General features: G+C 59.5%; 26 protein-coding genes and 1 tRNA gene. 10 read left to right on the top strand and 17 right to left on the bottom strand.

Going from position 1 to position 23,719, the window contains the following annotated elements:
- Nucleotides 1-70 precede the first annotated feature (70 nt).
- Entirely contained in the window at nt 71-1,111 is a 1,041-nt protein-coding gene (locus BM190_RS26900; RefSeq protein ID WP_092260510.1) for an IS110 family RNA-guided transposase, read from the bottom strand.
- A 373-nt stretch (nt 1,112-1,484) separates the two neighbouring features.
- On the opposite strand from BM190_RS26900, the gene BM190_RS26895 reads away from it, so the two are divergent.
- Both BM190_RS26895 and BM190_RS26890 read left to right on the top strand, forming a co-directional pair.
- Nucleotides 1,485-2,243 (top strand): hypothetical protein, encoded by a 759-nt coding sequence (locus tag BM190_RS26895; protein ID WP_143109088.1) that lies wholly within the window; start codon nt 1,485-1,487, stop codon nt 2,241-2,243.
- Nucleotides 2,244-2,402: 159 nt separating this feature from the next.
- Complete coding sequence (locus BM190_RS26890; protein ID WP_143109087.1) at nt 2,403-2,936, top strand: hypothetical protein; 534 nt, start codon at nt 2,403-2,405, stop codon at nt 2,934-2,936.
- Here the strand turns inward: BM190_RS26890 and BM190_RS26885 are convergent.
- The 3 genes from BM190_RS26885 to BM190_RS41635 all read right to left on the bottom strand — a co-directional run bounded on the left by BM190_RS26885 (nt 2,917) and on the right by BM190_RS41635 (nt 3,551).
- Nucleotides 2,917-3,150, bottom strand: coding sequence for a hypothetical protein (locus BM190_RS26885; RefSeq protein ID WP_092260504.1), 234 nt, complete (start codon nt 3,148-3,150; stop codon nt 2,917-2,919). The genes BM190_RS26890 and BM190_RS26885 overlap by 20 nt on opposite strands.
- On the bottom strand, nt 3,137-3,322 hold the full coding sequence (locus BM190_RS26880; protein ID WP_092260502.1) for a hypothetical protein: 186 nt from the start codon (nt 3,320-3,322) through the stop codon (nt 3,137-3,139). The genes BM190_RS26885 and BM190_RS26880 overlap by 14 nt, the downstream gene beginning before the upstream one ends.
- A 100-nt stretch (nt 3,323-3,422) precedes the next feature.
- On the bottom strand, nt 3,423-3,551 hold the full coding sequence (locus BM190_RS41635; RefSeq protein WP_283806126.1) for a hypothetical protein: 129 nt from the start codon (nt 3,549-3,551) through the stop codon (nt 3,423-3,425).
- Between the two features lie 581 nt (nt 3,552-4,132).
- On the opposite strand from BM190_RS41635, the gene BM190_RS26875 reads away from it, so the two are divergent.
- Nucleotides 4,133-5,080 carry a hypothetical protein gene (locus BM190_RS26875; protein ID WP_092260500.1) on the top strand — a complete coding sequence of 316 codons (948 nt, stop codon included), beginning with the start codon at nt 4,133-4,135 and terminating at the stop codon, nt 5,078-5,080.
- A 57-nt stretch (nt 5,081-5,137) separates the two neighbouring features.
- On the opposite strand, the gene BM190_RS26870 is transcribed toward BM190_RS26875, so the two are convergent.
- The 4 genes from BM190_RS26870 to BM190_RS26855 all read right to left on the bottom strand — a co-directional run bounded on the left by BM190_RS26870 (nt 5,138) and on the right by BM190_RS26855 (nt 10,728).
- Entirely contained in the window at nt 5,138-6,301 is a 1,164-nt protein-coding gene (locus BM190_RS26870) for a patatin-like phospholipase family protein (protein WP_092260498.1), read from the bottom strand.
- Nucleotides 6,302-6,329: 28 nt separating this feature from the next.
- The gene (gene cap2-3 / locus BM190_RS26865; protein ID WP_092260496.1) at nt 6,330-8,564 is read right to left on the bottom strand and encodes an anti-phage 6A-MBL system cap2_3 protein; all 2,235 of its coding nucleotides are present in this window, start codon (nt 8,562-8,564) and stop codon (nt 6,330-6,332) included.
- A 2-nt stretch (nt 8,565-8,566) separates the two neighbouring features.
- Nucleotides 8,567-9,703 carry an anti-phage 6A-MBL system MBL-fold protein gene (gene mblB, locus BM190_RS26860; RefSeq protein ID WP_092260494.1) on the bottom strand — a complete coding sequence of 379 codons (1,137 nt, stop codon included), beginning with the start codon at nt 9,701-9,703 and terminating at the stop codon, nt 8,567-8,569.
- A 71-nt stretch (nt 9,704-9,774) separates the two neighbouring features.
- On the bottom strand, nt 9,775-10,728 hold the full coding sequence (locus BM190_RS26855; RefSeq protein ID WP_210189093.1) for a ComEC/Rec2 family competence protein: 954 nt from the start codon (nt 10,726-10,728) through the stop codon (nt 9,775-9,777).
- Nucleotides 10,729-10,951: 223 nt separating this feature from the next.
- On the opposite strand from BM190_RS26855, the gene BM190_RS26850 reads away from it, so the two are divergent.
- The 3 genes from BM190_RS26850 to BM190_RS26840 are packed head-to-tail and all read left to right on the top strand — an operon-like array spanning nt 10,952 to nt 13,174.
- Nucleotides 10,952-11,278 carry a helix-turn-helix transcriptional regulator gene (locus tag BM190_RS26850; protein ID WP_092260492.1) on the top strand — a complete coding sequence of 109 codons (327 nt, stop codon included), beginning with the start codon at nt 10,952-10,954 and terminating at the stop codon, nt 11,276-11,278.
- A gap of 2 nt (nt 11,279-11,280) precedes the next feature.
- A complete protein-coding gene (locus BM190_RS26845; protein ID WP_177237305.1) occupies nt 11,281-11,796 on the top strand; it encodes an ImmA/IrrE family metallo-endopeptidase in 516 nt (171 codons plus the stop codon).
- 13 nt (nt 11,797-11,809) lie between these two features.
- A complete protein-coding gene (locus BM190_RS26840) occupies nt 11,810-13,174 on the top strand; it encodes an exonuclease domain-containing protein (protein ID WP_092260488.1) in 1,365 nt (454 codons plus the stop codon).
- 389 nt (nt 13,175-13,563) lie between these two features.
- On the opposite strand, the gene BM190_RS26835 is transcribed toward BM190_RS26840, so the two are convergent.
- The 4 genes from BM190_RS26835 to BM190_RS41935 all read right to left on the bottom strand — a co-directional run bounded on the left by BM190_RS26835 (nt 13,564) and on the right by BM190_RS41935 (nt 16,293).
- A complete protein-coding gene (locus BM190_RS26835; RefSeq protein ID WP_143109086.1) occupies nt 13,564-14,529 on the bottom strand; it encodes a hypothetical protein in 966 nt (321 codons plus the stop codon).
- A gap of 163 nt (nt 14,530-14,692) precedes the next feature.
- The gene (locus BM190_RS26830; protein ID WP_092260484.1) at nt 14,693-15,415 is read right to left on the bottom strand and encodes an SOS response-associated peptidase; all 723 of its coding nucleotides are present in this window, start codon (nt 15,413-15,415) and stop codon (nt 14,693-14,695) included.
- A gap of 2 nt (nt 15,416-15,417) precedes the next feature.
- Nucleotides 15,418-15,867, bottom strand: coding sequence for a hypothetical protein (locus BM190_RS41225; protein WP_092260482.1), 450 nt, complete (start codon nt 15,865-15,867; stop codon nt 15,418-15,420).
- A 30-nt stretch (nt 15,868-15,897) separates the two neighbouring features.
- Nucleotides 15,898-16,293, bottom strand: coding sequence for a hypothetical protein (locus BM190_RS41935; RefSeq protein ID WP_092260802.1), 396 nt, complete (start codon nt 16,291-16,293; stop codon nt 15,898-15,900).
- A gap of 134 nt (nt 16,294-16,427) precedes the next feature.
- Here BM190_RS41935 and ku point away from each other — a divergent pair, with 134 nt between their 5' ends.
- Nucleotides 16,428-17,354 (top strand): non-homologous end joining protein Ku, encoded by a 927-nt coding sequence (gene ku / locus BM190_RS26815; protein ID WP_092260480.1) that lies wholly within the window; start codon nt 16,428-16,430, stop codon nt 17,352-17,354.
- Nucleotides 17,355-17,460: 106 nt separating this feature from the next.
- Nucleotides 17,461-17,928, top strand: a complete 468-nt coding sequence (locus tag BM190_RS26810; RefSeq protein ID WP_092260478.1) for a metallophosphoesterase family protein — start codon at nt 17,461-17,463, stop codon at nt 17,926-17,928.
- 249 nt (nt 17,929-18,177) lie between these two features.
- Here BM190_RS26810 and BM190_RS26805 read toward each other — a convergent pair whose 3' ends face one another.
- The 3 genes from BM190_RS26805 to BM190_RS40670 form a co-directional block, all read right to left on the bottom strand.
- Complete coding sequence (locus BM190_RS26805; protein WP_502687009.1) at nt 18,178-18,777, bottom strand: DUF2865 domain-containing protein; 600 nt, start codon at nt 18,775-18,777, stop codon at nt 18,178-18,180.
- A gap of 492 nt (nt 18,778-19,269) precedes the next feature.
- Nucleotides 19,270-19,941, bottom strand: a complete 672-nt coding sequence (locus tag BM190_RS40675) for a hypothetical protein (RefSeq protein ID WP_177237304.1) — start codon at nt 19,939-19,941, stop codon at nt 19,270-19,272.
- Nucleotides 19,935-20,930 (bottom strand): recombinase family protein, encoded by a 996-nt coding sequence (locus BM190_RS40670; protein WP_177237303.1) that lies wholly within the window; start codon nt 20,928-20,930, stop codon nt 19,935-19,937. Before BM190_RS40670 ends, BM190_RS40675 begins: the two co-directional genes overlap by 7 nt.
- Before the next feature lie 283 nt (nt 20,931-21,213).
- Between BM190_RS40670 and BM190_RS39760 the strand changes: the two genes are divergently transcribed.
- Entirely contained in the window at nt 21,214-21,477 is a 264-nt protein-coding gene (locus BM190_RS39760; protein WP_143109084.1) for a hypothetical protein, read from the top strand.
- A complete protein-coding gene (locus tag BM190_RS26785; RefSeq protein WP_092260800.1) occupies nt 21,416-23,047 on the top strand; it encodes a recombinase family protein in 1,632 nt (543 codons plus the stop codon). The genes BM190_RS39760 and BM190_RS26785 overlap by 62 nt, the downstream gene beginning before the upstream one ends.
- On the opposite strand, the gene BM190_RS26780 is transcribed toward BM190_RS26785, so the two are convergent.
- Together BM190_RS26780 and BM190_RS26775 are read right to left on the bottom strand one after the other, a co-directional pair.
- Nucleotides 23,004-23,080: transfer RNA gene (locus BM190_RS26780), tRNA-Met, on the bottom strand. The genes BM190_RS26785 and BM190_RS26780 overlap by 44 nt on opposite strands.
- A 276-nt stretch (nt 23,081-23,356) precedes the next feature.
- Entirely contained in the window at nt 23,357-23,713 is a 357-nt protein-coding gene (locus tag BM190_RS26775; protein WP_092260472.1) for a hypothetical protein, read from the bottom strand.
- Between the last annotated feature and the right edge of the window lie 6 nt (nt 23,714-23,719).

The following is a 23,719-nucleotide window of genomic DNA, read 5'->3' as shown; positions in this document are numbered from 1 at the left end:
CCTGTCCTGCAAGTTCCGCCCCCAGCGTCAAACCTGCCGGTCTGGCGCCAAGCTCTGCATTTCGTTCAGTCTATGTCGGCATCGGCACGACGTTGCTTGCAGGTCGATACCGCTCGCCGCTGACCATCAGTTTCCAGGCAATCCGCGCTAGTTTGTTTGCCAGCGCTATGGCCACCAGCTTCGGCGGCTTGCGTGCGATGATGTCTTTCAACCATGGCCAGGAGCGAGTTTCCCGTCGGCGCATATCTGCGATCACAGCTGTCGCGCCAGCCACCAAAACGGTTCGCAACATGCCGTCGCCGGCGCGTGTAATCACGCCGAGCCTGTTCTTTCCGGCCGTCGAGTGATTCTTTGGTGTCAGGCCGAGCCAGGCGGCAAAGTTTCTTGCCGACTTGAACCCGTGTGCATCCACGACCTTGATTGACAGCAGCGTCGCACCGATCGGACCGACGCCCGGGATAGCCGCCAGCCGTCGGCTCATCTCGTTACTCCGGTGGAGTTGCATGAGCTTCTTGTCGAGCTTGGTGATCTGGTCATCGACGCGCGCCAGTTCTGCTGCCAAAGCGTCCACCAGCTCCTTCGTCAAGTCGGGGACTGTTGCGTCGGCCTGAATGTCGATCAGCAATTGTTGAAGCCGTGAAAGCCCCTTGGGCGCGGTAAAGCCGAATTCCGCGGCGTAGCCACGGATTGAATTGGCGAGCTGGGTTCGCCTGCCGATGAATTGGTTGCGCACGCGCGCCAACATCTGCGTACCCTGCTGCTCGGGACTTTTGATAGGCACAAAGTTCTTGCGCAGTTTCGGCCGGCTTGCCGCCTCGCAAATCGCCTCCGCGTCTGCAGCGTCGGATTTCCCGCGCTGCACATACGGCTTGACATATTGCGGTGGGATCATCGCCACTTCATGCCCGAGCGATTGCAACTCCCGCGCCCAATAGTGCGAAGCCCCGCAGGCCTCCAGAGCCACAAGCGCGGGCGGCAAACGCCTGAAGAACTCCAAAACCTGCCCGCGCCTCAACTTACGCCGCAAAACCGGCTGCTCGGTGACATCAACGCCATGCAACTGAAATACACTCTTCGACGTATCCAAACCGATGCGGACAATCGTTTCCACGGGAGGCTCCTTCGTGCGAGGTCAGCGACGACCTCATCTTGCCACGCAGTGTGGCGGAAGGGGGCCGTCCACCCCAACACGAGAGCCCGGTGCGGCTCTTGCCGCACGCGCAAAGACCTGAGCGGACGCGGCAATCCCGCGAGAACCGCCTGGCATTTTTCATATCATTGGGGGAAACTGGTCCTCAACTGTCTGGGAAGCCCAGCCTTGTGCTAGCAGCCGGAACAAACGACAGGCCACAGGCTTCGTCGTATTCGGAGTCTATTTCCATGCTAAGAGCACCACTCCCATTGCAGTGCTCCCTCGGAGTGTACCATGGCGCGAACGCTTACTCGATTCGACGGTGTAGAAGGTGACGACTGAGAGATCGTACGTGGCCCCGACTGGCGGCCGCCTCATTGTTGGATGGGCCTCATTCGTCGGCGGCATTATCTGCACCGTCATTCTGGTGTACGGAAGCGTGACCGAAAAATTGGACTTCGTTCCGACGCTCATCACGACGTTCATACTCGCGCTATGCCTCACTCACGGACGATACGCATTCGCGCAACACCTGACTCAAAAGCAGGTCCGCAAGATCGATTACTGGTATCTCGGCGCGGCGACCGTCGGCATGTTCATGTTAGCTGTCGGATATTCGGAGCAGCGAGAGACAGCGATCACGCGGAGCAGGGATTTCGTCTATCGGCAGGGCGAAGATGTTCTTATGACCGATGTTGTAAGGGCCCTCTCCCCGTACATGAACGCATCGTGCAAGGACGACATCAGGAAGCTCTCCTTAAAGCCATGTGATACCAGTCAGGCCATCGCGGAAGGAATGCATCCGGGAGCGACCCCCGAGCTGGTCGAGCACTATATGCGGCGACTTGCGAATGCGAGTATCGACTTAGCTCAAAAGGGCGACAATCCAGCGTTCGACAAAATGAGCACTGAGATCGGTATTAAGCTCGCTGCGCTCAAGGAGTATATCGTCGCGAATGTGCCTAGGCACCAATTCATACCTCATGACGAAGGGGTGCTGATCATGTTCAGCGTGGGGCAAATGGTATTCTGGCCGTTCCTCCTCGCATTCGCATTGGCGCTGCGGATCGCCAAGGTGACCATCGATGTGTTTGGCTGGACGGAAACCTAGGCCATCCTTTGCCAAAATCGTTGTCCTCGTCTTCGCGCAGCGGCGTCCGACAGCAGGCCCCGGCAGCCGGTTAATGTAAAAGCACCCTTGTGAGCGCATGCCGGAAATAAAACCACCTCCCGAATTATGTCATGGTTTGCGCAACCCGAGAGGGAGCTGATGGCCAACGAGAAGAATTTCATATTTGCTGACAAGCCGGAGCTGACCGAGCAGGAGAAGCTCTTTGAGGATACTCACAAGCGAGCAATGGAGCTCGTTAGGCGCACCGAGCAAATGATGCTGTCCGTCGTAAAGACACAGGTCATCGTTGAAGGCTTCATGATCGAACTGCTCGAAGCTTACGGAAAGGACCCCAGCCATTTCTTCTACACCGGAAAGAAGATCGAAGAATTGAGGGATAGGATCGATCCACCCGAAGTCGGTCGGCCGATCTGGGAGCTTTTGTCTCTATGCTCACATGTACGGAACGAACTCGTTCACTCCCTCCAAGTGGATAAAATCAAGGAGAAAAGCCAGAAAGTCCGCGACGCTTATTTGGCTATGACTCCAGAAGGCGCGCGCAAAGAAGGCATCAAGAGCATGAATGACACGGACCTAGTGACCGATGCCATCCGCCACTGCGGCAGCTATATCGTGATTGCGACCGACGCCAAAGGAGCCGCCGATAAGAAGGCTAAAACGACGCCGGGATAGGCGTCCGATGGACCGTCGCCAGCGCTGTCACGTTCCTCTCTTCCGGGAAATTCTCCAGCGCCAACAGGGCCAGCTCGACCAAGCGCGGCAGCGGATCGGCCTGCTTCTCCCAGGTGATAATGGTCTGCCGGGATTTGACACCCAGCGCGATTCGCAGCGTATCCTGGGTGAAGCTGTTACGCTTGCGCCATTCCGGGAGTTCAGTGCCGCGCATCGGTCGGCTCCACGGTGGTGACGCTCTCCTCGACGGCGACATTGCCGCTCCACCAATTCAGCCTGACTTTCCGAGTGCGGACGACAAGCCGGTGCAGACCGGTAGCGAGCGCGGCACGGATGTCCAATTTATGGACGTCAGCTTTTTGGACATTTCGGCTTGATTCGCTCATGGACGCCTCTGAAATTGCTAGTGAAAGTGGATTTCGGGACCATCACCATAGCGATAGATGGTTAAAAACAACTTAAATGCAGGTTCGTTGACAATACCTTTCATCCGCTACCTCCCCTTCGGGATAAGCACGCAAGAGCGATCTCGCCGGCAATGAGCAGGACGACTGCGCCGAAGGTGTAGGCGTCGTGGATGTTGTAGATAATTGCGGCCCAGCCGATGGTCTTCATAGGACAATCCCCACGTGCTTGGCTTTCGCCAAGCGAGCTGCGTGATGAATCGTCCCTGCTCAGTCATAACCCACTGGGCACGGTGCTCCGCGTGAGCACCGGGAAGATCTTAGTAACCGGCGGCGTGCCGGGTCTTCATTTGCGGGCCGCTGATGACCCTTATTCAATATTCTTCGCCATCGCGACACGGGTTGATGTCGGTCTGATGGGTTTAGAGTTCTCTAGTGGGGGCTGAGTCCGTGGCGGTTTCAAGGCAGTGCAGCCAGCGGCTCGCCGTGGTGCCCGCGCGCAGAATGGAAGACTCTGCCGCTTCGATATCGACGCTCTCGTTTATGAGACAGATGGGTTGAGCGAGCACTGTCTCCGACCGTCCTTCTTCATCGCCAGCAAAGGCAGCGCCATTCGTTGCGACGTACCTCGCGCCGGCCCCCGTGCGACGAACGGGGTTTCTGCCGCCGCTTTCCGCCGCGCCGGCTGTGAATACGCGGGATAGGGGAACTTGTTGCCGGAACATATACGGAAGCGGGTATAATCTCAGCGTAGTACCGAGTCGCGTCCCGCAACCAACGATAGGAGATTGAATGTTGAGACCGCAGGCCCGCACCACGCGGCGCCACTGGGAAACATTGAGCGACGACCAGCTCCTCGATACGGAGCTAATGACTGATGATCCCGAAAGCCTACCTAACCTCGTTTATGAACTTCCGGCCGGGAACGAGGAGCCATACGTCGAGTATAAGTATGATCTCAGGAAATCAGAAAGGGAGATGTTTTCCTGCGTACACGGCCACCATCAGCACCTTGCTGGCTTCGTCATGCGCAAAGGCGAATCTCGTTTCTTGGTCGGCTGGATTTGTGCCAAGACGATCTATGGCGAAGACTTCGAGAAATACACTGCCGACTTCGATGCGGCAGTCAATAGACAGGATGCGCTCCGGCGCGTTCGCGAGATCAAGGTCGCAATCCACCCTTTCGTCGAGTACTTGAATGCGATCTCGAATTCGGAAGTATTCCGATATTTCAGTAAAGTCCGTGGTCAGCTAGAGATCCAGATGCCCTGGGTATTCGATACGCTGCCCGCTGCTGCCGCCATGGATCGACGCATTATCGGCGCGTCATTGCCGACAAGATTGTGTGCTCCAGGATTGGATATGCGCCAAGAGTTCAACCGATTGATGGCGGACTTCGCGGCAGCGCAGATCACGCTTGCCGGAGAGCCGGAGAAAGCTGCAAAACTCATCGGCGCCATCCGAAACAAGATGGAAGGCTTGGCCAAGCGGACTGAGGCAATCCTCGACACACTCCGCGAAGTAGAGGATTTTTTCCAACCTGCTGCGTTGGCTGCCATTTGCAAGTTGGCAAATGAGCACGACAACCCGAAGCGTAGAAAGTACGAGGCTGGATTACTCTCGCTGTCGTGTAAGAGAGAGCGGGACAAGACGACGATTACGATGCCGAAGGGTTTTCAGCTGCCATCGCGAAGCCCACTTGATGCGTTCCGGTCGGCTCTTGCCGGCGTGAAGGTCTAAAAACAAAAGGGCTCTGGAGTTTCCAGAGCCCTTTCCGTTAAGCCCATCGCCTCATTATCAAGGCCGACTGCCCCACAAAGGCAGCGCATCAAACGTCGCCTGTTGTTGAACTGCTAGCCCGCGCGCAGATAAGGAGGCCGCAGCGCCGGCGTAGCCCGCCATTAAGAGTAGATCGATCTCTTCGAGCTCGAACGCATTCAAGCGAGTGCGCATCGATGCTACACGTTTCGTCTGCTCCGCAGAAATGGCTGGCACACCAGACACATTATCGTCAGCGATCGAAGTGTCGATGCCCCAATAGGCAACTTTTCGCTGACCAAGATTGTTCACACCAAACAGGATGCGCTTGCGCGAATTCTCAGCTTGTTGAGAGACAAGCTCAAGCGTTCTAAAAAGCTGGCCTACCCACCGGCCGGTTGGTGAACCAACCTCAGGCGTATTGCGACCGGCATTGCTAACAAGCACTGTCCGACACCGCCTCCAGATGCGCTCAAGACCCATATTGTCGTAAACTCCGCCATCGGTAAGAACGGCAGTCCGCGTGAATGGAGCGCGATGAAGGTCAGTGCCCGACATCGGCTTCACATCACCGTCTCGAAATTCAATTCGGACCGGTGAAAGGAATGGTGGAAAGGCCGACGATGCAGCGACCACCCGCGACAAACTGAGCGTTGGCCTTTCGATTTGGCCAACGCGATGGTCAGCTGCATAATCCTTTGCAAACCTCCAACCGCTGCCTGTTTGCAAGTTCGTTGCCATGAACGTGAAGCGCGGGCGATCGGTGACGTCCTGTAGTGTAGCGCCATTAAACAGATGCGCATCGTAGGCGCGAGCGACTTCATCCGCGGCACTACGACCGGGAAGCAACCCAAGCACGATCGCACGCACGTCCAAATCATGGCCGGCGAATGCAAGCAATGGCTTTGCGACTATTTCGTTGAAGTTTGTGGCAACCCCGTCGGCGGTAAACTGGAGTCGATGCCAAGCGAGGGCCAGCATGCCAGCAGTGATCGAACCGCCGGAAACGCTGCTAACTTGATCAAGCCGGAAAAGCAGACCTAGCTCATTGAGCCGAACGAGCGCGCCAACATGATAAATCATAGCCCGGAAGCCACCCCCGGAGAGGCAAAGCCCTATCGTATCCTCTGCTTTTGTCGCGGTGAGGAAATCACCTCGAGCAGGATGGCGTTCGAAGCTTGTCTGAATATCAGTCGAGCTCATGGCAAGAAATGCCCTCCGAAATAGGCGTTCATCTTGAACGCGTCGGATCGAAGCTAAGCAGGGAAAACTCTCCACAGTGGGCCGCAATCGCCATCAGCCCGGGCAAGCCGTCTGCGGCAAGTTCTGCGCCCAGATAGGCAAGTTGCGCGATGTCGGTTTCGCTAGGTCGCGCGCTCGCGTAGCGCGGATGCGAATGCCATTCGCCAAGATATCTTACCTGATGCATCGACCGACGCGCTACGTCGTCGATAGACTTCGCTAAGCCGACGACGCCGCGCTCGAACCGGGTCCGGCTACTGACACTGTCCTCGGGTTCGGGGAACGCATGAGCAAGATGAAGAGAGGAACGGCTCCAGTCAGCGATACCGACGAATGCCCCTCCAGTCTCGTTCGGCAGGCGGAGATCGCGCAATGCAGCAAGTTGAACAAGAAATCCGCGATCATAGCTGACCTGCCAATTGCCGACCGTAAACCGGTAAACCGGTTCGCCTTCTCTTTGGACGACCTTAACCGAGCCGCGCTCGCCCAGGGTCCAGATTGTCAATTTGGCACTATCGCTCGCAAGATCCTCGGTGATCCCGCCTGCAGCCAGGGCGCTTAAGAGGGCCGCTCGCGTTGCCGGTATCTTATTCGTCAAGGAACGGCACGACCCGCTGTAGCGCACGCCCCCCTGGGAGACGTCAAGATGCTTGGCCAGAGACGGCTCGGTCAGAAGGAGGCGGTGATATTGCGCCTCGAGATCGCGCAGCGTGACATTGCGCCGCGCATCTTCCGTGAGCAGAACGACGGCGGTGCCCGAAGGATTGAAGAAGGCACAGACGCGTCGCGCGGCAAAGGGCAGATCGCTCAAGTGGCGAGCGACGCCGACCGACGCCGATGCGTCAACGATAATGGAGGCAGCTGCATAGGCGGCATCCAGCGCCGTCTGCTGATCCGCGTTCGGCGTGAGCACGCTGGCCACGATCGCGGATTGGGGCTCGTTCAGCAACGCCGACACCTGCCTAGCCAAAGCGTTGGCCTTGGGCGCGCCGATCTCGTCCGCCAACAGCGCGTGCCGCGCCATGTTGTGCGGCAGGAGCGCGTCACCGTCGACGACGGTCCACTCGAAAGCGCCTTGGCGGGCGAGATCCATGGCGAGTTGAGAGCCGAGCGAGCCGGCGCCGATCAGCACGACCTTTCTTCGGTCCGTAGTCTCGGTACCAGCGATCGTAGCTGCGAGATCCCGATCGAAGGCGAAGTGAACCTGCGCTGGTGCAACAGGCAACGAAACTCCCGCGATCGGCGCTTCAGGGAACGCCCGGACGTAACCCTTACCGACGTTGCTGTTATTGGCGTGCAGTACGCCCAGAAGGACCCCGATCTCGCCCGCGGTATTGGCGGTGATAAAGGCTCGGAAATCGTCGGCGCCCCGTCCTCCTTCGGTGGTCACAGGGAGACCAACGATGATGGCGAGTCGGCCGTCCATCCGCCTGGCGCCGTCGGCGGCGATCCCCGTCCAAGCCTTCAATCTCTCCTTGATCTCGTCCAGCAGCTTGAGGCCGGTTGGCGCAAGTTCCGCGGCTAGACTTTCCAGAGTTCGAGGCAGGCGCCGGATCGAGGTCATGATTTGCGGCGGGAGTGCGAAAGCCATCACGGTCAGGCCGACGCCACCCAACCGACCCTCGTTGGACGGAAGGGCGAATACCAGGCCCTGATTGTCGGCACGTACGAAGCCCGCAAACTCGGAGATCGTGGACCCCGCCTCGAAGACGCTGCGCGGCAACACCAAGGACATGTCCGCATCATAGAATAGTGGGTCCGGCGGTTGCGCCGGATCATGGAGTTCGCCGCGCGCCGCCTTGGCCAGCCAAAGCTGGACGAGCCGCGACAATTCCGTTGGCGTGTAGGTCAGGCGCGCTTCCGACCACGGCCGATCGTCCACGCAAAGCGAGAACGGCATTCCTTCGGGCACGCCATTCTGATGCATGGTGTGGGGAAAGTCGTTCCGCAGCGCCAGTACCGCAGGACGGCCCTGCAGCGACGGGAAGAGAATACCGATCGGCTCGTGGGCGCGGATCGGGTGGGCTAGGTCTTGGGGACGCTCCACGTCGATCTCGACATGGACGCCAACATAGCTGGTCGCCTTGTCCTCCTTGATCTCGACGAACGTGGTGGCCGGAATGCCGGCGAGCACAGCTTCCGCGAACGAACGCGCCAGTCCGGGGGCGACGTCGTCGACCGTCGTCGCCTCCCCGAAGGCGGCCCACCAGGCGTGGATCGTCACGCCTAGCCCGCCCGCACCGGGGTTGCCGCCACGCTCACTGCGCCGGCGGCGGTGGCGGAAACGAGCAGCAGCTGGGCGCCGCGCTCGGTGATCTCGATGGTCGTCGGCTTCGGCTTGCTCTTCGAGGGCAGGTCCATAGTGAACTTGAACTGGCCGTCCTTGAGGTCTGCGACCGAGCGGTAGTAGGCCGCGGCTTGGCGGTGCGGCGGCTGCGGATCGAGGTCCTCGTCACTGCCCCGAGTCGGGATCGACCAGCTGGTGGACATCATGATGGAGCGCTCGCGCCCCTGGGTCTCGCACAGCCATTTGACCTCCTCGGTCGGCTTGGTGACATCGACGCCCTTCTCCGGCCCGATCGAGAGGTAGGAGCAGTGGTGCGGGATCTTGAAGATGTCCCAGAGCAGCCGGTCCTGGTTACCGTGGCGCTTGGACGTGGTCACGATCTGGTTGATCGAGTCGTAGTTGATGTCCGACATGAAAAGCGCGCAGGTCTCGCGGCTTCCCTCCCGGAACGTCGCCTGGAAGACCACGCTGTGCTGGTTGCGGTCGACGATCTCGCTCTCGTTCTGATGCCAGCCGAAAGGGCTGTGGATGAAGAACTGGACCTGTTCGGGACCGAACATCGACAAGCCGGGTACGTACTGGCCGGCGTCGGTGATGAGGTGCGCACGCGATTCCAGAGTCAGGCCCTGCTTCTCCAGCCATTCCTTGAGCTTGGTCGGGCGCGAAAAGACGCGGATGCCCTTGCCGACGCGCAACCGGTGCCGCGCCTCCTGACGGATGATGCGCGCGCTATCTTCGCAACCGTCCTCCAGGATCGCCGCCGCAGGCACCCACAACTCGTCGATCTTGATCCGGCCTTCGCCCTGGTATTTCGCGGCATGTTCGAGCCAGAAGAAGTCGCCCGAACCGCAGCAATGGTCGTCGTCGAGATGGGTGTAGCAGACCACGTCGTAGTAGTCGCGCTTCGCCGCGCGCAGGTCGGCCTTGAGCGCCTCGGGCAGGTCGACGCGGACGTCCCACATGTCGTCGGGATTGCGCATATCGGCGTAGTCGACCAGCATCTTGCGGCCGTTGGCCATGTCGATGCGGGTGCAGTCGGCGTTGCCGAGGGGATGAAAGATAAGTTTAGCCGTCATTTCGGTCTCTCCCGATCTATGCGGTGTTTTCCGGACATCGGAAGGCCGCGTTGAGGCTTCTGGGCGCTTTCCTAGGGGCCGTAACGTCTCCGACCCTGATATCTCTGTCGCAGTGTGTCCTCGTTGAAGGACAGGATCCGGCCCTTCTTCGAGCGGAAGTCCATCGTCGAGGAGATGTCTTTCGAATTGCCCTTGAGGTTGACGGCGCGATAGGCGCCGGTGTGGTCGCCGATCGACTTGACGATCACGTCTCCCGTCTTGGTCGTCATGAGCCGGATGCCTTGCTCGTGGAGCAGTTCCCGGATCTCGTCGCGCGGATGATCGTATTGGTTGGCGTAGTTCGACGAGCAGATCGCGAGCCGCGGCTCCAAGCGGGCGAGAAAGCCCTTGGTGGTGAAGCCGTTGTCCGCCCCGTGATGAGCGAGGATCATCACGTCGGTCTCCGACTTCAGGATCCGCGAGCGCCGCAAGCGCGCCGAGATGTTCGGGGATTCGACGTCGCCGAGGCTGAAGACGTTGAAGCTGCCTTTGCGAAAGTGCTTCACCGTCGAATTGTTGTTGGCGCAATCTTCGTCAATACGAAACGGATTGTAGAGCGTGTCCTCGAACGCCAGATCCCCGGCCTTCTGAAGTGCGGCGATGTACTTGGGCGTGAGGTGGCGGATCATCGGCGTGCGGTTCGCCTTCAGCTGCGCGTCCCTGTAGGCGGCGATGATCTCGAGGCAGCCTTCTCCATGGTCGGTATAAGGATCATAGCCGGGGCACTCGATCCGGAGCGGCCGAACCAGGTCGAGGAGTTCCTGCAGTTCGTGCCGATTGCAGTGGTCCGCGTCCCAACTGGTGATGTGGAGAGTATTGGCGGTCTCTACGCCGCAGCGGTGCATCTCGTACTGGAGCGCGACCTGGCTGAGCTCGGTCAGGCGCCCCTCGATCACCGTGAAGTGTCCGTCTGCGAAGTACGAGAAGGACGAGCCGGGAACTCCGAGTTGATATGCGCGGAACCGCGTCACGATGCTCTTCATCATGCGGCTTCGCCCCCGCTCATCGTCCGCGGGCGCGGTAGGGCTTCAGGTCGGTTCGGGATAGCCATGACGGCTCCAAAATCGGGAAAGTTCTTGTTCCCTACAACCTAGCCGAGTCTGATTAGAAAAACACCAATGCAATATTAATTTTTAGTAATGTTTGTATTAAGCACAGAAATGTTTGCAACGTTGACGGATGATCGGAACTACGATTCTCTAGGGCAACATGGCTGATTTGGAGATCTACCGGATTATCGGCGCGAGCCTGGCGGCGCGACGAAAGAAGCTGCGCCTTAAGCAGGCGGAGGTGGCCGACATGATCGGACTGACGAGGGCGTCGCTGGCCAACATCGAGAGCGGGCGACAGAAGCTGATGCTTCATCAGGTCTATAGGCTGGCGAAGGCGCTGCAGGTCGACTCGATCATTGACCTCGTTCCGAGCAGCTTTTCGTTCGAGCAGGCGAGCGGTCCGCTGTTGATCGAAGGCAGCGACGTGAACGCCACGCAGCGGGCGCAGATTGAGAACTACGTGAGACGGACGGGCGGGGGCTGACAATGAACGAACTGGAAGAAGCGAGAGAGCAAGCGGGTGCTCTGGTCAAACGCCTCGGTCTGAAGGCTCCGCCCGTCCCGGTGGACAGGCTCGCGAAGGTCTTGGGCGTCCGCATCGAATACACACCTTTCGACGACGAATTGTCCGGCATGGCGTTCATCCGGGACGGCAAGCCGGTGATAGGCGTTAACTCGAACCACCATCCGAACCGCCAGCGCTTCACCATCGCGCACGAATTGGCCCACGTGGTGCTGCATCGCGCAAAGCTGGAGGCGACGGTGTTGATCGACAAGGGCAGGAATTTCATTCCGCGCGATTCCATTTCGGCGGAGGGCATCGATCCCCTCGAAAAGCAGGCCAATGCGTTCGCATCGGAGCTGCTGATGCCGGAACGGCTCGTGCGGCAGGTGCTGGCGGAGTCATCCCGCGACATCCAGGACGACGACTACCTGATCGGCATGGCCAATCGATTCCGCGTCAGTCTCGCCGCCCTGCAGTTCAGGCTCGGAAGATTGTAAGGCGATCGCGGTCGTGGCATTCGTCCTGTACGATCTCGAAACGTCGGGGTTGAACAAGCGCTTCGACCAGATACTTCAGTTCGCCGCCGTCAGGACCGACTCAGACCTCAACGAGACGCACCGGTTCGAGACGAAATCGCGTCTCTTGCCCCACGTCGTTCCGTCGCCGCAGGCATTGCTGGTCACCGGGCATACGCTGGCCGAAGCCAACAGCCCTTTCAGACAGTCGCACTATTCGATGGTGTGCGAGATCGCGAACGTGCTGGCTTCGTGGTGCCCTGCGACTTTTCTCGGTTACAATTCTATCCGCTTCGACGAGGAGTTTCTTCGGCAGGCGTTCTATCAATGCCTGCATCCGATTTTTTTGACCAACATGAACGGCAATGCTCGCGCCGACGTTCTCAACCTGATGCGCGCCGCGACGACCCTGCATCCCTCGGTCATGCACGCGGGACTGGAGCCGGACGGTCGTCCCACCCATCGGCTCGGTGCGATGGCCGCGGCAAACGGCGTCCCTTCACGCGCGCTCCATGACGCCGCCGCCGACGTCGACGCAATGCTCGGTCTATGCCGACTGGTGCGCGCCGGCGCGCCAGACCTCTGGTCGACGTTTCTCCGCTTCTCGGCCAAGGCAGCGGTCGTCGATTTCGTCCGGGACGAGGACGCTTTCGCCTACTTCGACTATTTCGGCCGCCCGCAGGTCATGCACTTCCTGACGAGGGTCGGAATTAGCCCGAACGACGGAAATGCCCACTACTGCCTCGACCTCGCATCCGACATTGACGCGTTGCGGAAGCTCAATGTCGGCGACCTATCCCAGCGCCTGACGCAGGAACCGCGTCCGATCCGTCGCCTGAAGGTCAACGCGTCGCCGCTGCTCTATCCGCTCTGGGACATCGAACCCGATCGGTTCGTGGATTTGACCGAAGACGAACTCGTACGGCGCGCGTCTTCGGTTCGCGCCGACCCTGAATTCATGGCGACTCTGACCAGCGCGGCCGCGTCGATCGAGCCGATCTATCCGCCGTCCGAACACGTCGAGCAACAGATCTATGGCGGAAAGTTCATCTCCGATGCTGATTCCGCGTTGTCCCGGCAATTCCACAGCTTGCCGTGGCAAGCTAGAGCGGAACTTGCGGACCGCTTCCAAGACAGTCGATTAAGACGGCTTGCACGTCGCCTGATCTTTTTCGAGAGTCCTCACGTCTTGGAGGAGCCTGAGCGCCACCTGATAGTCGATGATATAGCGGCGCGCCGTCGTGGCGAGGGACGATACACAGCGCCGCCTTGGACGACTATTCCTCAAGCTCTGTCCGAGCTTGAAGCCATGAACGGACAATTATCGGAGGCTCTCAAAATCGAATTCCGCTCTCTCTGACAGCGATAGGTTAATCATGGATCACGGCCGCGATTTCAAGTCGAACTCGGTGGAGGAAGCCGCGAGGGCCCTGCGCTTCGGATTGCGCTATATGAAGCCCAAAAAAACCCTTGGCTATAGGCTTTCAAATACGGGTTACGGCATGGCTATCCGTAGTAGCCGCTCTCTCCACTAGCGTTCCAGCCGAGGCGCAGACGGTTTCGGATGCTCTGTTTTGTGAGCCCTACGTAGATCGGCTTTCGGTCGATGGAGCCGATATAGAGCTTAGGCAGATCGTTCGTGGCGATCCCGGAAAATTTGTTGGTCCCTCTGGAGCAGAGCACGTTGGAACTCAGTCGACGTGAACGAAAGCTCATAAGTATCAGGCCCTTCAACTCTCACGTTTCCCCCTAATCGTTGTCCGGAAACCAGCCTTTATTTTTGTATTTGAGACCCAGGCTGGCGCGCACCCAATACTGCGTCATCCAGATGGTCCCAGCATCGAGTGTGCTTGTTGGGAGCCAGGCGAAGTATGGCCCAAGCCAGCGCGGGTTCGCCTTCTCGAATTGCTCCTTCAGGGAAAGCTGACTGTGTGGAATAAGCCCGGACTCGATGTTGCACCTGCGCTCTTTGTCGGCAGCCTCACGTTCCTTCCGGCCTGGGTCCTTTGCATCCCACCAAAGCTCGTTCTTCGATATTAGTGCGTCATGGCTCGAGTGCCATTCGCGCCAGACTGACTGACCGTTCTCGAAGACTTCGATGTTGTTGACTGGTGTGGGAAGATTAGTCAGCGCTTCACCGAGCAACCATTGCTTGGCGGTGGTAATGTTGTCGAATTCCCGCATCTCGACCGGCGGAGCCGGCAGATTCATGCCCTGAGGAATCACACCTGTGATTTTTGCCAGGAACACGCTTGCCTTTGTCTTTAGCACGGCGACTTGCGCCTGATGCAGCTGGGCAAATTCGGAATCATTATAAAATGGCATATCTACTAGCTGCTCAGGGCCTTGGAAAATGCCGAACTTGAGCTGTCTCCCACTGAGTAGGTGAGAAAGCAGCAGCCGCAGACCCTGCGGGGTGCGCGGTGACATTAGCGCGCCTTGGCCGTCCTCGACCGATGTGACGTTCACTCCCACAGGCGCGTGCCGGCCGCCGTCGAGGGGCGCAAGCGACAGGCCCAGATCGAGGCCGTCAACGACCCGAAACGGTGAAAACGTGAAAGCAAGGAAGGTGAGTGGTTCCGAAGTGCCGCGTTCTATCTTACAGACGAGATGAATTGTGGCGATATATCTTTTGGTCTTCGAATCTTGATAGTCAAACCGGCGTCGTAGCTCGCCGTTCTGAACGTCCCACGCGCTGTAATCGACACCTACCATGATGCCCTCCTGGGTTGCGTATGTTCGCACCGCGGATGCCTTCAAGGCAAGCATCTGCGAGACGCTACCTGTCCGGCTTAGGTAGAATCGGGGATGTGCCTGACCCACCGCTATGGTCGAGGGCTGTGCCCGCAGATGAGATTTCCGGGAAATACTTCAAGGATTAGGTATCCGATGCGGGGTCTTCCTTTGTGCCCCTTTCCACGATCTTTAGAGATCCATCCGGAAGGGGACGTTGGAGTGCCATGGCTTTCTCCCAGGGTGCACCGAGCCAAGCATTGACTTCCGCCGGTGTCGTCAAGATCACCGGCATCGCCTTCGGATGAAACGCGCCGACTTCGGCGTTGGGCGCCGTCGTCAGGAATGCGTAGAGGTCATTGGTCGTTTCGCCTTCCTTGACCTTCCTGACCGATGTCCAATTGGTCCAGATGCCGGCGAAGCATGCGAGGGGTCTGGTTTCGTCGAGCGCGAACCAGATGTCACCACCTTCGGCCTTGTTGAACTCGCTGAAGGAGTTGAACGGCACCACACAGCGATTCTCCGGACCCAGCCATCTAGTCCAGTGTTTGCTCTTCACATTGCGGATGTTGGTCGTGCCGCCGTCGGGCTCCATCCGCAACAGTTCCTTGAAGTCGACGGTCTTTCCCTTCGCTTGCAGTTTTTCGGCGCGCTTCTTCGTCGCATCCATCAGCGCCTTCGACGACGACGGCATGCCCCAACGCGCGGTGACGAGTTCGCGGCCGTCGGCGCCGGAGCGAATAATCGGCGCTTTGTAGTCTGGAAAGACGCCGGGCATCGGCGCCAAGTTACCGACGTACCGGTTCATGACGCGGAACAGCGCGCTGATCGCGGCCTGGTTGGTTGTAATCGAATAGAGATTGCACACGATCAGGTCTCCGTTACGGCCTGGCGGGAGCGCGATGCCAGTTGCAGAAGGTTAACTGACGGCCGACGGCCAGCATTAGTACATTTGCTGCAGCGGAGGCGGCTCGCCAAGTCGTGGACAAACGTTGTCGGCGGATGGCGGAGCGCCGCCAGGTCGACGTCTCGCCTGGTCTTGCATCGCGAGCATTCGATCTCGAGCCAAGCGTAAGCGGCGTTGATTGCCTGGTCGACGGTCGGCGATGGGTCAATCGGTCCACCGTCGGCCCACATCCTCTCGTTCCAGGATTCACAGAGTAGCTTGTCTGCCTGTCGTATGAGAGCCTCGCCCTTGGCACGGGCTTCGGCAGACTGTTCAATGAGAATCGTCGTCATCGCGCGGGCTCTCCCCAATTCCTTGGAGAGCGCCTTGCGGTCGCCGCCGCTGAGCGGCGTCGGGTGGTGCTTCGGTGCCATGGCAGCATCCAGTTCCGGCCGAGCCGGCGACTAGTCGAGCGCAGGCCAGCAGCCGTCTTCCTCATGCCGACCGGTCCGCTGCGTGCAGGTATTGTCCAAGAGCCGGCGCCCAACGTCTTTCCAGAGTGCCTCCCGGCCGTAGAGGCGGATGGCATCAACCTTCTGAATTTCGACGATCCGAGCACAGCGCCGGCATCCCAGCCTCAGAATGTGCTGAGGAATTTGGCTTAACGGTAGTGCCCCTCCGGAAAGGACTGACCGTGCCTCGGCGCGAGGGTCGTCTAGAAGGGCCTGCCAATACTCCGCGGGCAAATCAGCCTCAGGAGCCAATCCGGGCTTCTGCGGCGCGCTTCTGCCCGCGAGTGCTGCCATTTTCTCCATCTGTTTGGGTATCGGCATGCGCCAGCTCGCGGGTCGGTCCGTCATGCCGCCATAGAACATAACAAGAACATTGGAGTCGAGAGCCGGCGTGAAAAATATCTTCTTATGGGCCACATCTACTGTCGGAACCACGCTCCGCCGTTCGTCTTGAATCCGTCCGAACTGGAGTTCTGCGTACCATGGCCCCGAGAGCCAACTGGAAAGGCTTCTTGCGTCTGTCGCTCGTCACTTGTCCGGTGGCCCTCTACCCAGCGACGTCGGAGAGCGAAAAGATCTCCTTCAATCAACTCAATCGAGCGACCGGCCACCGGATCAAGTACCTGAAGGTCGATGCCGATACCGGTGACGAGGTCGCGAACGAGGACATCGTCAAGGGGTACGAGCTCGACAAAGGACAGTACATCGAGGTCACCAAGGAGGAGCTCGAGGAGCTGGCCCTGGAGTCGACCCGCACCATTGAGATCGATGAGTTCGTCGACAAGTCCGAGATCGACCCGCGCTACCTGATCCGACCGTACTATCTCACGCCGGACGGCAAGATCGGTCACGACGCCTTCGCAGTGATCCGCGAGACCATCCGCGAAATGGATAAGGTCGCGATTGGGCGGGTCGTGCTGACCAACCGCGAGCACATCATCGCTCTCGAACCTATGGACAAGGGGCTCGTCGGCACCCTGCTTCGCTATCCGTACGAGGTACGCAACGAGCAGGAGTATTTTGACGAGATCCAGAACGTCAAAGTCACCAAGGATATGCTCGATCTCGCAAGGCACATCGTCAACCAGAAGACAGGCACGTTCGCTCCCGAGAAATTCGAGGACCACTACGAAACCGCGCTGGTCGACCTGATCAACCAGAAGCGCGCGGGCAAGACCATTCGCCCGAAGGAGCGGCCCAAAGGCGAAAACGTGGTCGATCTGATGGAGGCGCTGCGGCAGAGCGTCGGTCGGGACGCTGCACCGGCCAAGACGGCAAAGCCCGTCAAGAAGCCGCGCAAAGTTTCGGCAGGTCAGAAAGAGATGCTGATGCCGATCGCCGGCAAGAAACAGGCGAAGGAAGCGGCGGCGAAGAAACCCGCGACGGGCCAGCGGCGAAAGTCGGCTTAGACGATGGATGTCCGGGGCGCCGGTGGCCCTGCAGAAAGAGCGCACAACTTCTCGATCGACTGTTGCGGCCCAACACGCGATAATCGGCGCTCGCTCGGACAGTTCGATGACATTCACGATCGGCATCATCTCGGATACGCACGGCCTGCTCAGGCCAGAGGCTCTTCGCGCGTTGGCCCATGTCGACCACATTATTCACGGCGGCGACATCGGCGATCCCAAGATCATCACCGCGCTGCGGAGAATAGGCCCCGTCACGGCGATCAGGGGGAACGTGGACACTGGCGAGTGGGCTACCGAATTTGCAGAAACCGAGTTCGTGCGGCTCGCTGGACAGCTGTTCTATGTTCTGCATGACCTCGGCGCTTTGCAAATCGACCCCGTAGCTAAGGGCATCGATGTCATCGTTTCCGGCCACTCCCACGTGCCCAAGATCAACACCGTAGATGGCTTGCTCTACTTGAATCCCGGCAGTGCCGGGCGCCCGCGCTTCAGGCTACCGATCACGCTCGCGAGCATTGAAGTCACCCCTGACGGACTGAAACCGACCATCCACGATCTTGAGGTCGAGTAGGCTTTAGCGGGGCGCAGAGCCTAGCGCTTAGAGCCTTCCCATGGGTGCTCGACCCGACGTATACTCATTAAGCGGCTGGCCACCTGATGTCCGCTCAAACCCCACCAGCAGCGGAAAAGCAGCAATCTTCCGAGGTCGGCCAGGGGCCCATCAGCAGACATCCGCGCCTTCGCCGGCTCTAGGTCTGCAGGCTGCTCCGGCGTTGAATTCACCTACGGTCGACCTCTTGCCGCTCGCAACGCGTGCGGGTCACCTCAGGTTTGACGCGCTGTTTGCCGTCATGCCGGTTCGCGCGGGCGCGACCACGGGGGTGAAATCCGGCGTTTGGTCGCTGCCGAGTCGTATGCCGCTATAGGCGACGAGCCCGTCGGTGGTGGCCACCGCGTCGCCACGGCGCAGCGAGCCGTCCAGCGCGAGATCAATTGGCGCTAGGCCGCCGGGATTGCGGCCGTTGCAGGTGCAGTCGGCGCGCAGCGCCTTCCGATAGGCAAAGGCGTTCTCGCTGTCCGCATAGCGTTCGCCAGTTGCGGCATAAGCACTATCGATGTTGGAGCCGAAGAAGACCTTGGTCGGGCTTGTCGGACAGAAGGCTTGGCACATCTGCGCCGGCGAGGCCGCGCCGCGCATCAGCGGAAAGTATTTGCCGTCGCAGCTGCGCACGCAGAAGGCAGGTCCCGCGCCTGCGACGACCGGCCGCGGCGTCGGCAATTGCGGATTATTGTCATTGCCGGAAGACGAGGTTTGCTGCTGCTTCCGGCCGCCACCGAAAAGAAAATCAAGCAGCCCCTCAGCCGAACTCATCTCCGGCGTCAGCGCGACGGGGCCAACGATGACGGCAGCAGCAAGCAGGCGGCGAAGCTTGCGCTGAAAGGACCACCGGGTACCTTGCTCCACCCTACGCAAAGGACCTCCCTGCAGCGCGGCGCGCTGCGCTTCCTCAACTCGTATCGTGTGTTAAGCTCGCTCTATGGCGGACAATGGGAAAGAAAAGGGCCAGCAGGAATTGAGCGCGCCACATTCTCCAACCGTCATTCTCGGACGCCGGTGCGTGTCGAGCAAGATTGAGACAGCAAACAGCTAGGGGTCAAAGGCGGGACGTTGCGTCCACTCACCATCCGTGTGAGCCTTCGCGGCATGGGCAGGCGCAAATATTTTGATTTACCGAAGTTTCGCTTGTGCCGTCGGGCAAAACAGTGGTTCATAGGGTGCTGGTCCAACGCGGAAGCCAGCCCATGTCGAATGAAGTCGAAACCTCTGAGCTATCGAAGATCGCCCGCTTGAATGGCGATTTTAGACTAAACTACGGCAAGCTGCTTGGCGCTTACCTATACCTGCGCTCAATCAGTGCCGCCCGCGGCCGCTCCTGGCTTTGGGGCGGCCTCGTTCCGCTTGCTTGTTCGACGGGGCTGACATGGTTGGCGCGGCATGGTTGGACGCCGCCAATCTGGCCTTGATCGCCTTAATCAAATCACTCATCTCCGGGCAGAGAACTCCGCGATGCCGGGCGAGGGAGCCGGATGAAAGCCAGACGTATCGGCCTGCCCGCAATTTGGGCGGCAACAGCACATAGTCCTCGACCACCTTGTTCGTTGCATCCAGCCTCATCACTGCGAGCAATCCAGAGGAAATTTGTCTGCGGTAGGCTTTCCACTGCGGCGCGTGATCCGGTCCGCGAGTGGCGAGTTGTCGTGCGATGAGAAATGAAACCAAGCGCGCGCCGCCAACATCAAGAGCTATGTTACCCTGAGCAAGCTCGGGCTCAAGACCAAGATCAGCTCTCAGCACTTCGGCGAGTTCGTTCGCGTGCCTCGTCTGCTCGTGGGCCCAGTGATCCCAGGTGTCCAACCAGTCGCAGTCTCGTGGCGATACGTATCCGATCAGCGAATAGGCCCCACGCAACGACCCAAAATGCTTGACGTAGGACGAGACGTGGTTGAGCCCGAGCGTCGTGTTGATGATGTTAGAGTTGAGTTTTCCTCGTCGGCGAAGCACGACGCGGAGACGCATCAGCATCTCGTCTTCCGAATCTCGACGCGCCGCTCGGCGAGCAGTTTTTGAGCGCGCGCGAAGATATCCGGATCAACGATGGGTTCAATCGCAGCGGCGCCGTGAACCCAGGCATGGGCAGGGTTTTTGACGAGTCTCTCGCCCAGGCGTCGCGAGGTTCGATTATAGACGGTCTTTCCGATGTAGTTTTCGTTGCCCAGGATTGTCGGGATCATCCCATCCGTCCACGGTCGGCCGTTATGATTGGCGATGTTGGCGTCGTTGAGCGCGCGCCGTATCTCGCTATACGATTGTCTTGCGTTGACGAATTGATCGAAGATACACCGAATTACGGCGGCCTCTTCGGCTGAGCCGTGCCGCAGTCGAACGCGATCTGATTGCAGAGCCTTGTACTGGCCCCTCTCGAGCTGTCCCTTCGGATGCTCGCCTTCATCGACCATCATCCGGCGTAGGCCGTAGCCGACGGGGGCACCAACGCGGTAACCGAGGCTTGCGATCCGACAATGTCCGGTGTGCACCTTGACCCCGAGTTCTCGACTCCATTCAGCTGCCATGCCTCGCTTCATGTACTTGGCCATGCCGGAAAGAAAGCTGCCATCGTTCTTGAAGATCTCGGCGCAATACACGACGCGAACGCCGTTCATCTTGCACAGGAACTCGTAGTAGGCGCTCTCGTCGGTGTCCTGGAAGCGTCCCCACCGGCTGACGTCGTAGACGAGGATCTGATCGAAGTCGGCCTGGCCCGATTGGACATCTTCGATAAGTTCGATAAGACCCGGCCGGCCTTTGATCCGCAGGCCGCTCCGGCCTTGATCCTCATAGGTCCGGACGACCGTGAGGCCGTTAGTTGCCGCATAAGCGGCAATCGCCGCGCGCTGGTTCTCGATCGAATAGCGCTGAAGCTCTCTCGACATCCGGACATATTGCGCGGCACGCTGCGTCCGCAGGCGCCTTGCCAGGTTCGTTCCCTTGCGCACGACCAATGCGTTGGCCATGACCCGCCCGCCTCAGAGCAGTACAGCGCTGGGAATTACACAGCTAAACTAGCAGCATTGCAAGCTATGGTGTACTCCAGCCTACCGACTTGCCGCCGCCACTGCGTCTTGTAAGTGCATCACGCATTTCTTCGTCAGGCGTCGTACGGCGAACGCGGACAGAGACCCTAAACACCAGATCGTCTTCTGAGAGTTTGTCCGTTTTGTTCCCTATCATATCCAATTCCACGATCGGCGCATAAGTACCCTGATTTCTCTCACCGTTGCGCAGCATCTCGAAAGAATGAAGCGCGCGAGGACGAGAGAAGAGCACAGTCGTGGACCAGGGTCCGCAGCCTCAGCGCAAATCGATCCTGCTCTGATCAAGCTTGTTGAAGCACTTGCAATTGCCGACGCAAGACGCGATCATCTCTTCGATAGCGAGCGCCTGATGAAGAATCATCTCGATGCCGCTGGCGACAATCGCATGAGCAGTGGTATTCGAGATGAAACCCGCAGCGATCTATGCTCGGTTCTCGACCGAGCTTCAAAACGAAAAATCGACTGAAGACCAGATTGCCCTTTGCCGCGCTTATGCGGTTCGTCATCAACTCGATGTCGTTGGTACCTTTGAGGACAAGGCGCGTTCTGGAGCCTCGGTATTCGGCCGCGATGGTTTGATGCAGCTTATGGACGCTGCGCGTCAGCATCGTTTCGCAGTTGTGGTCGTAGAGGCATTGGACCGACTCTCACGCGACATGGAGGATCTGGCCGGCATCCACAAACGGTTGTCTTTCCAGGGGATCGAGATCCAGGCCGTCCACGATGGTACTGCGGACTCAATTTTGATTGGGATCCGCGGCCTCGTCGGACAGATGCAGCGCGAGGACGGTGCGAAGAAGGTCCGCCGCGGCATGGCAGGCGTGATACGTGATGGCCGACATGCGGGAGGACGAGCCTACGGATATCGAGCCGTACCCGGCAAAGCCGGCGAGCTCGAAATCGTCGAAGATCAAGCTACGATCGTCCGACGGATTTTTGCGGCATACGCGTCGGGACGGGCTCCCCGGGAGATCGCGCAGGATCTCAATCGGCAAAATATACATCCACCACGAGGTCGGCGATGGAATGCTTCGACGATCAACGGCAACGCCAAGCGCGGGACGGGGCTCATCTTCAATGAGCTCTATGCTGGCCGTATTGTCTGGAACAAGGTCAGGATGGTGAAGGATCCCGATACAGGTAAACGATTGTCTCGCCCGAACCCTCGTGAGGAGTGGCAGAGCATAAATGTGCCCCGACTGCGGATCGTCGAACAATCTGTGTGGGAGCAGGCGCACGCTTTGAAGACCGAGAAGGGGCATTTGGCCAGTCACATGAAGCGACGGGCGCCGCATCTCTTGTCTGGTCTCCTTCGGTGCGGTTGTTGCGGATCTGGCATGTCAGTTCACGACCGCGACAAGACCGGAAAGACCAGGATTCGTTGCTCAGCTGTGCGCGAGAGTGGCAGTTGTTCGAATCGCAGGATCATGTACCTGCGCGACGTCGAAAAACTTGTGCTCAGCGGGATGGTCGAGGAGTTGAAAGACCCACGGCTGATCGAGACCTATGTTCGCACCTACAACAGTGAGCGAGACCGGCTTGCGGGGAACGCCTCTGCGGAGCGCCTGCGGCTAGAGGCCAAACGCGATCGGATCGAGGGCGAGCGTCAGCGCAACATTGATCTCGTGATCAAGTACGTGATTTCCGAGGAGGATGCTAAGCAACGGATAGCCGAGCTGAAGCAAGAGCGGTTGCGCGTCGAGGCGGAACTGGCTTCCCTCGAGGAGGCCCCTACTCCCATCTCACTCCATCCGGCAACGCTGGACCGCTACATCGAAACCGTCAATGGACTAGCCGACACGATGGCAAGCCATGCAAGCGCGGAAGACGATCGCGGCCCGCTGGTCGCCGACTTCAGGTCGCTTGTGCACAGCGTCATTGTCCACCCGAAAGGCCCTCGGGAAGGCTTCGAGATCGAGGTCAAGGGAAAGATGGCCGCATTGGTCGGCGGAGGGGTCTTTCCGGAGGCCCACCATAGTAGTGGGGGATACATGGTAGCGGGAGAGGGACTCGAACCCCCGACCCCAGGATTATGATTCCCGTGCTCTAACCAGCTGAGCTACCCCGCCACAGGGCCCGCGAACGGCTGCTATGGCCGATCTCGCGAACGCGCGGCATATAAAGAAGGGGGCGGGCGTAAGTCAATCCGCCTTCGCTAAAAGCTTCTGCCTTCGCCAAGGCTTCGGCGGGACAAGATGGCGAGAAACGGCCGATTTGGGCGCCGGATTTGCCCATTTGAAGACCGGACTCGTGGAAAATCCCCCTCACCCGGATCGCATCTCCGACGCGCTCCGGCCTCTCCCCGCAGGCGGGGAGAGGTGAAGGGCGCGAAGGCGTGAAATCGCTTATTTCGGCCGCACGTTGGGGTCGCCGCCGGGGCTGCCCGGGGGCGGGATCACCGGGGTGTTGCCGCCGGTTTCGGGGGCCGGGGCGTGCATCTCGGGGTCGACGCCCGCGGGCGGGCACAGCACGCCGTCGGACTTTGCCAATCTGTCGCCGAGCGGTTCCCGGGACTGGCCGGTGGTGGTGCCATCGGCCTGGCGGTTCGGGCGGTCCTGCGGGGCGCAATTGGCCGCATGTTGCGGGGATGGCGGCGCGGTCGCTTGCGGCGGCGTCGCCGGGGCGGGCGGCGCCTGCGCGATCGCGCTGCCGGAGGCGGCGATCAGCAGGCTGGCCAGGATGATGTTTGATGTCGTGCGCATGGGAGG

The organism is Bradyrhizobium sp. Rc3b (genome assembly GCF_900114915.1).
Classification (GTDB): Bacteria; Pseudomonadota; Alphaproteobacteria; order Rhizobiales; family Xanthobacteraceae; genus Bradyrhizobium.
The sequence above is the reverse complement of the archived record's forward strand: the minus strand, read 5'-3'. Positions and strand labels throughout refer to the sequence as shown.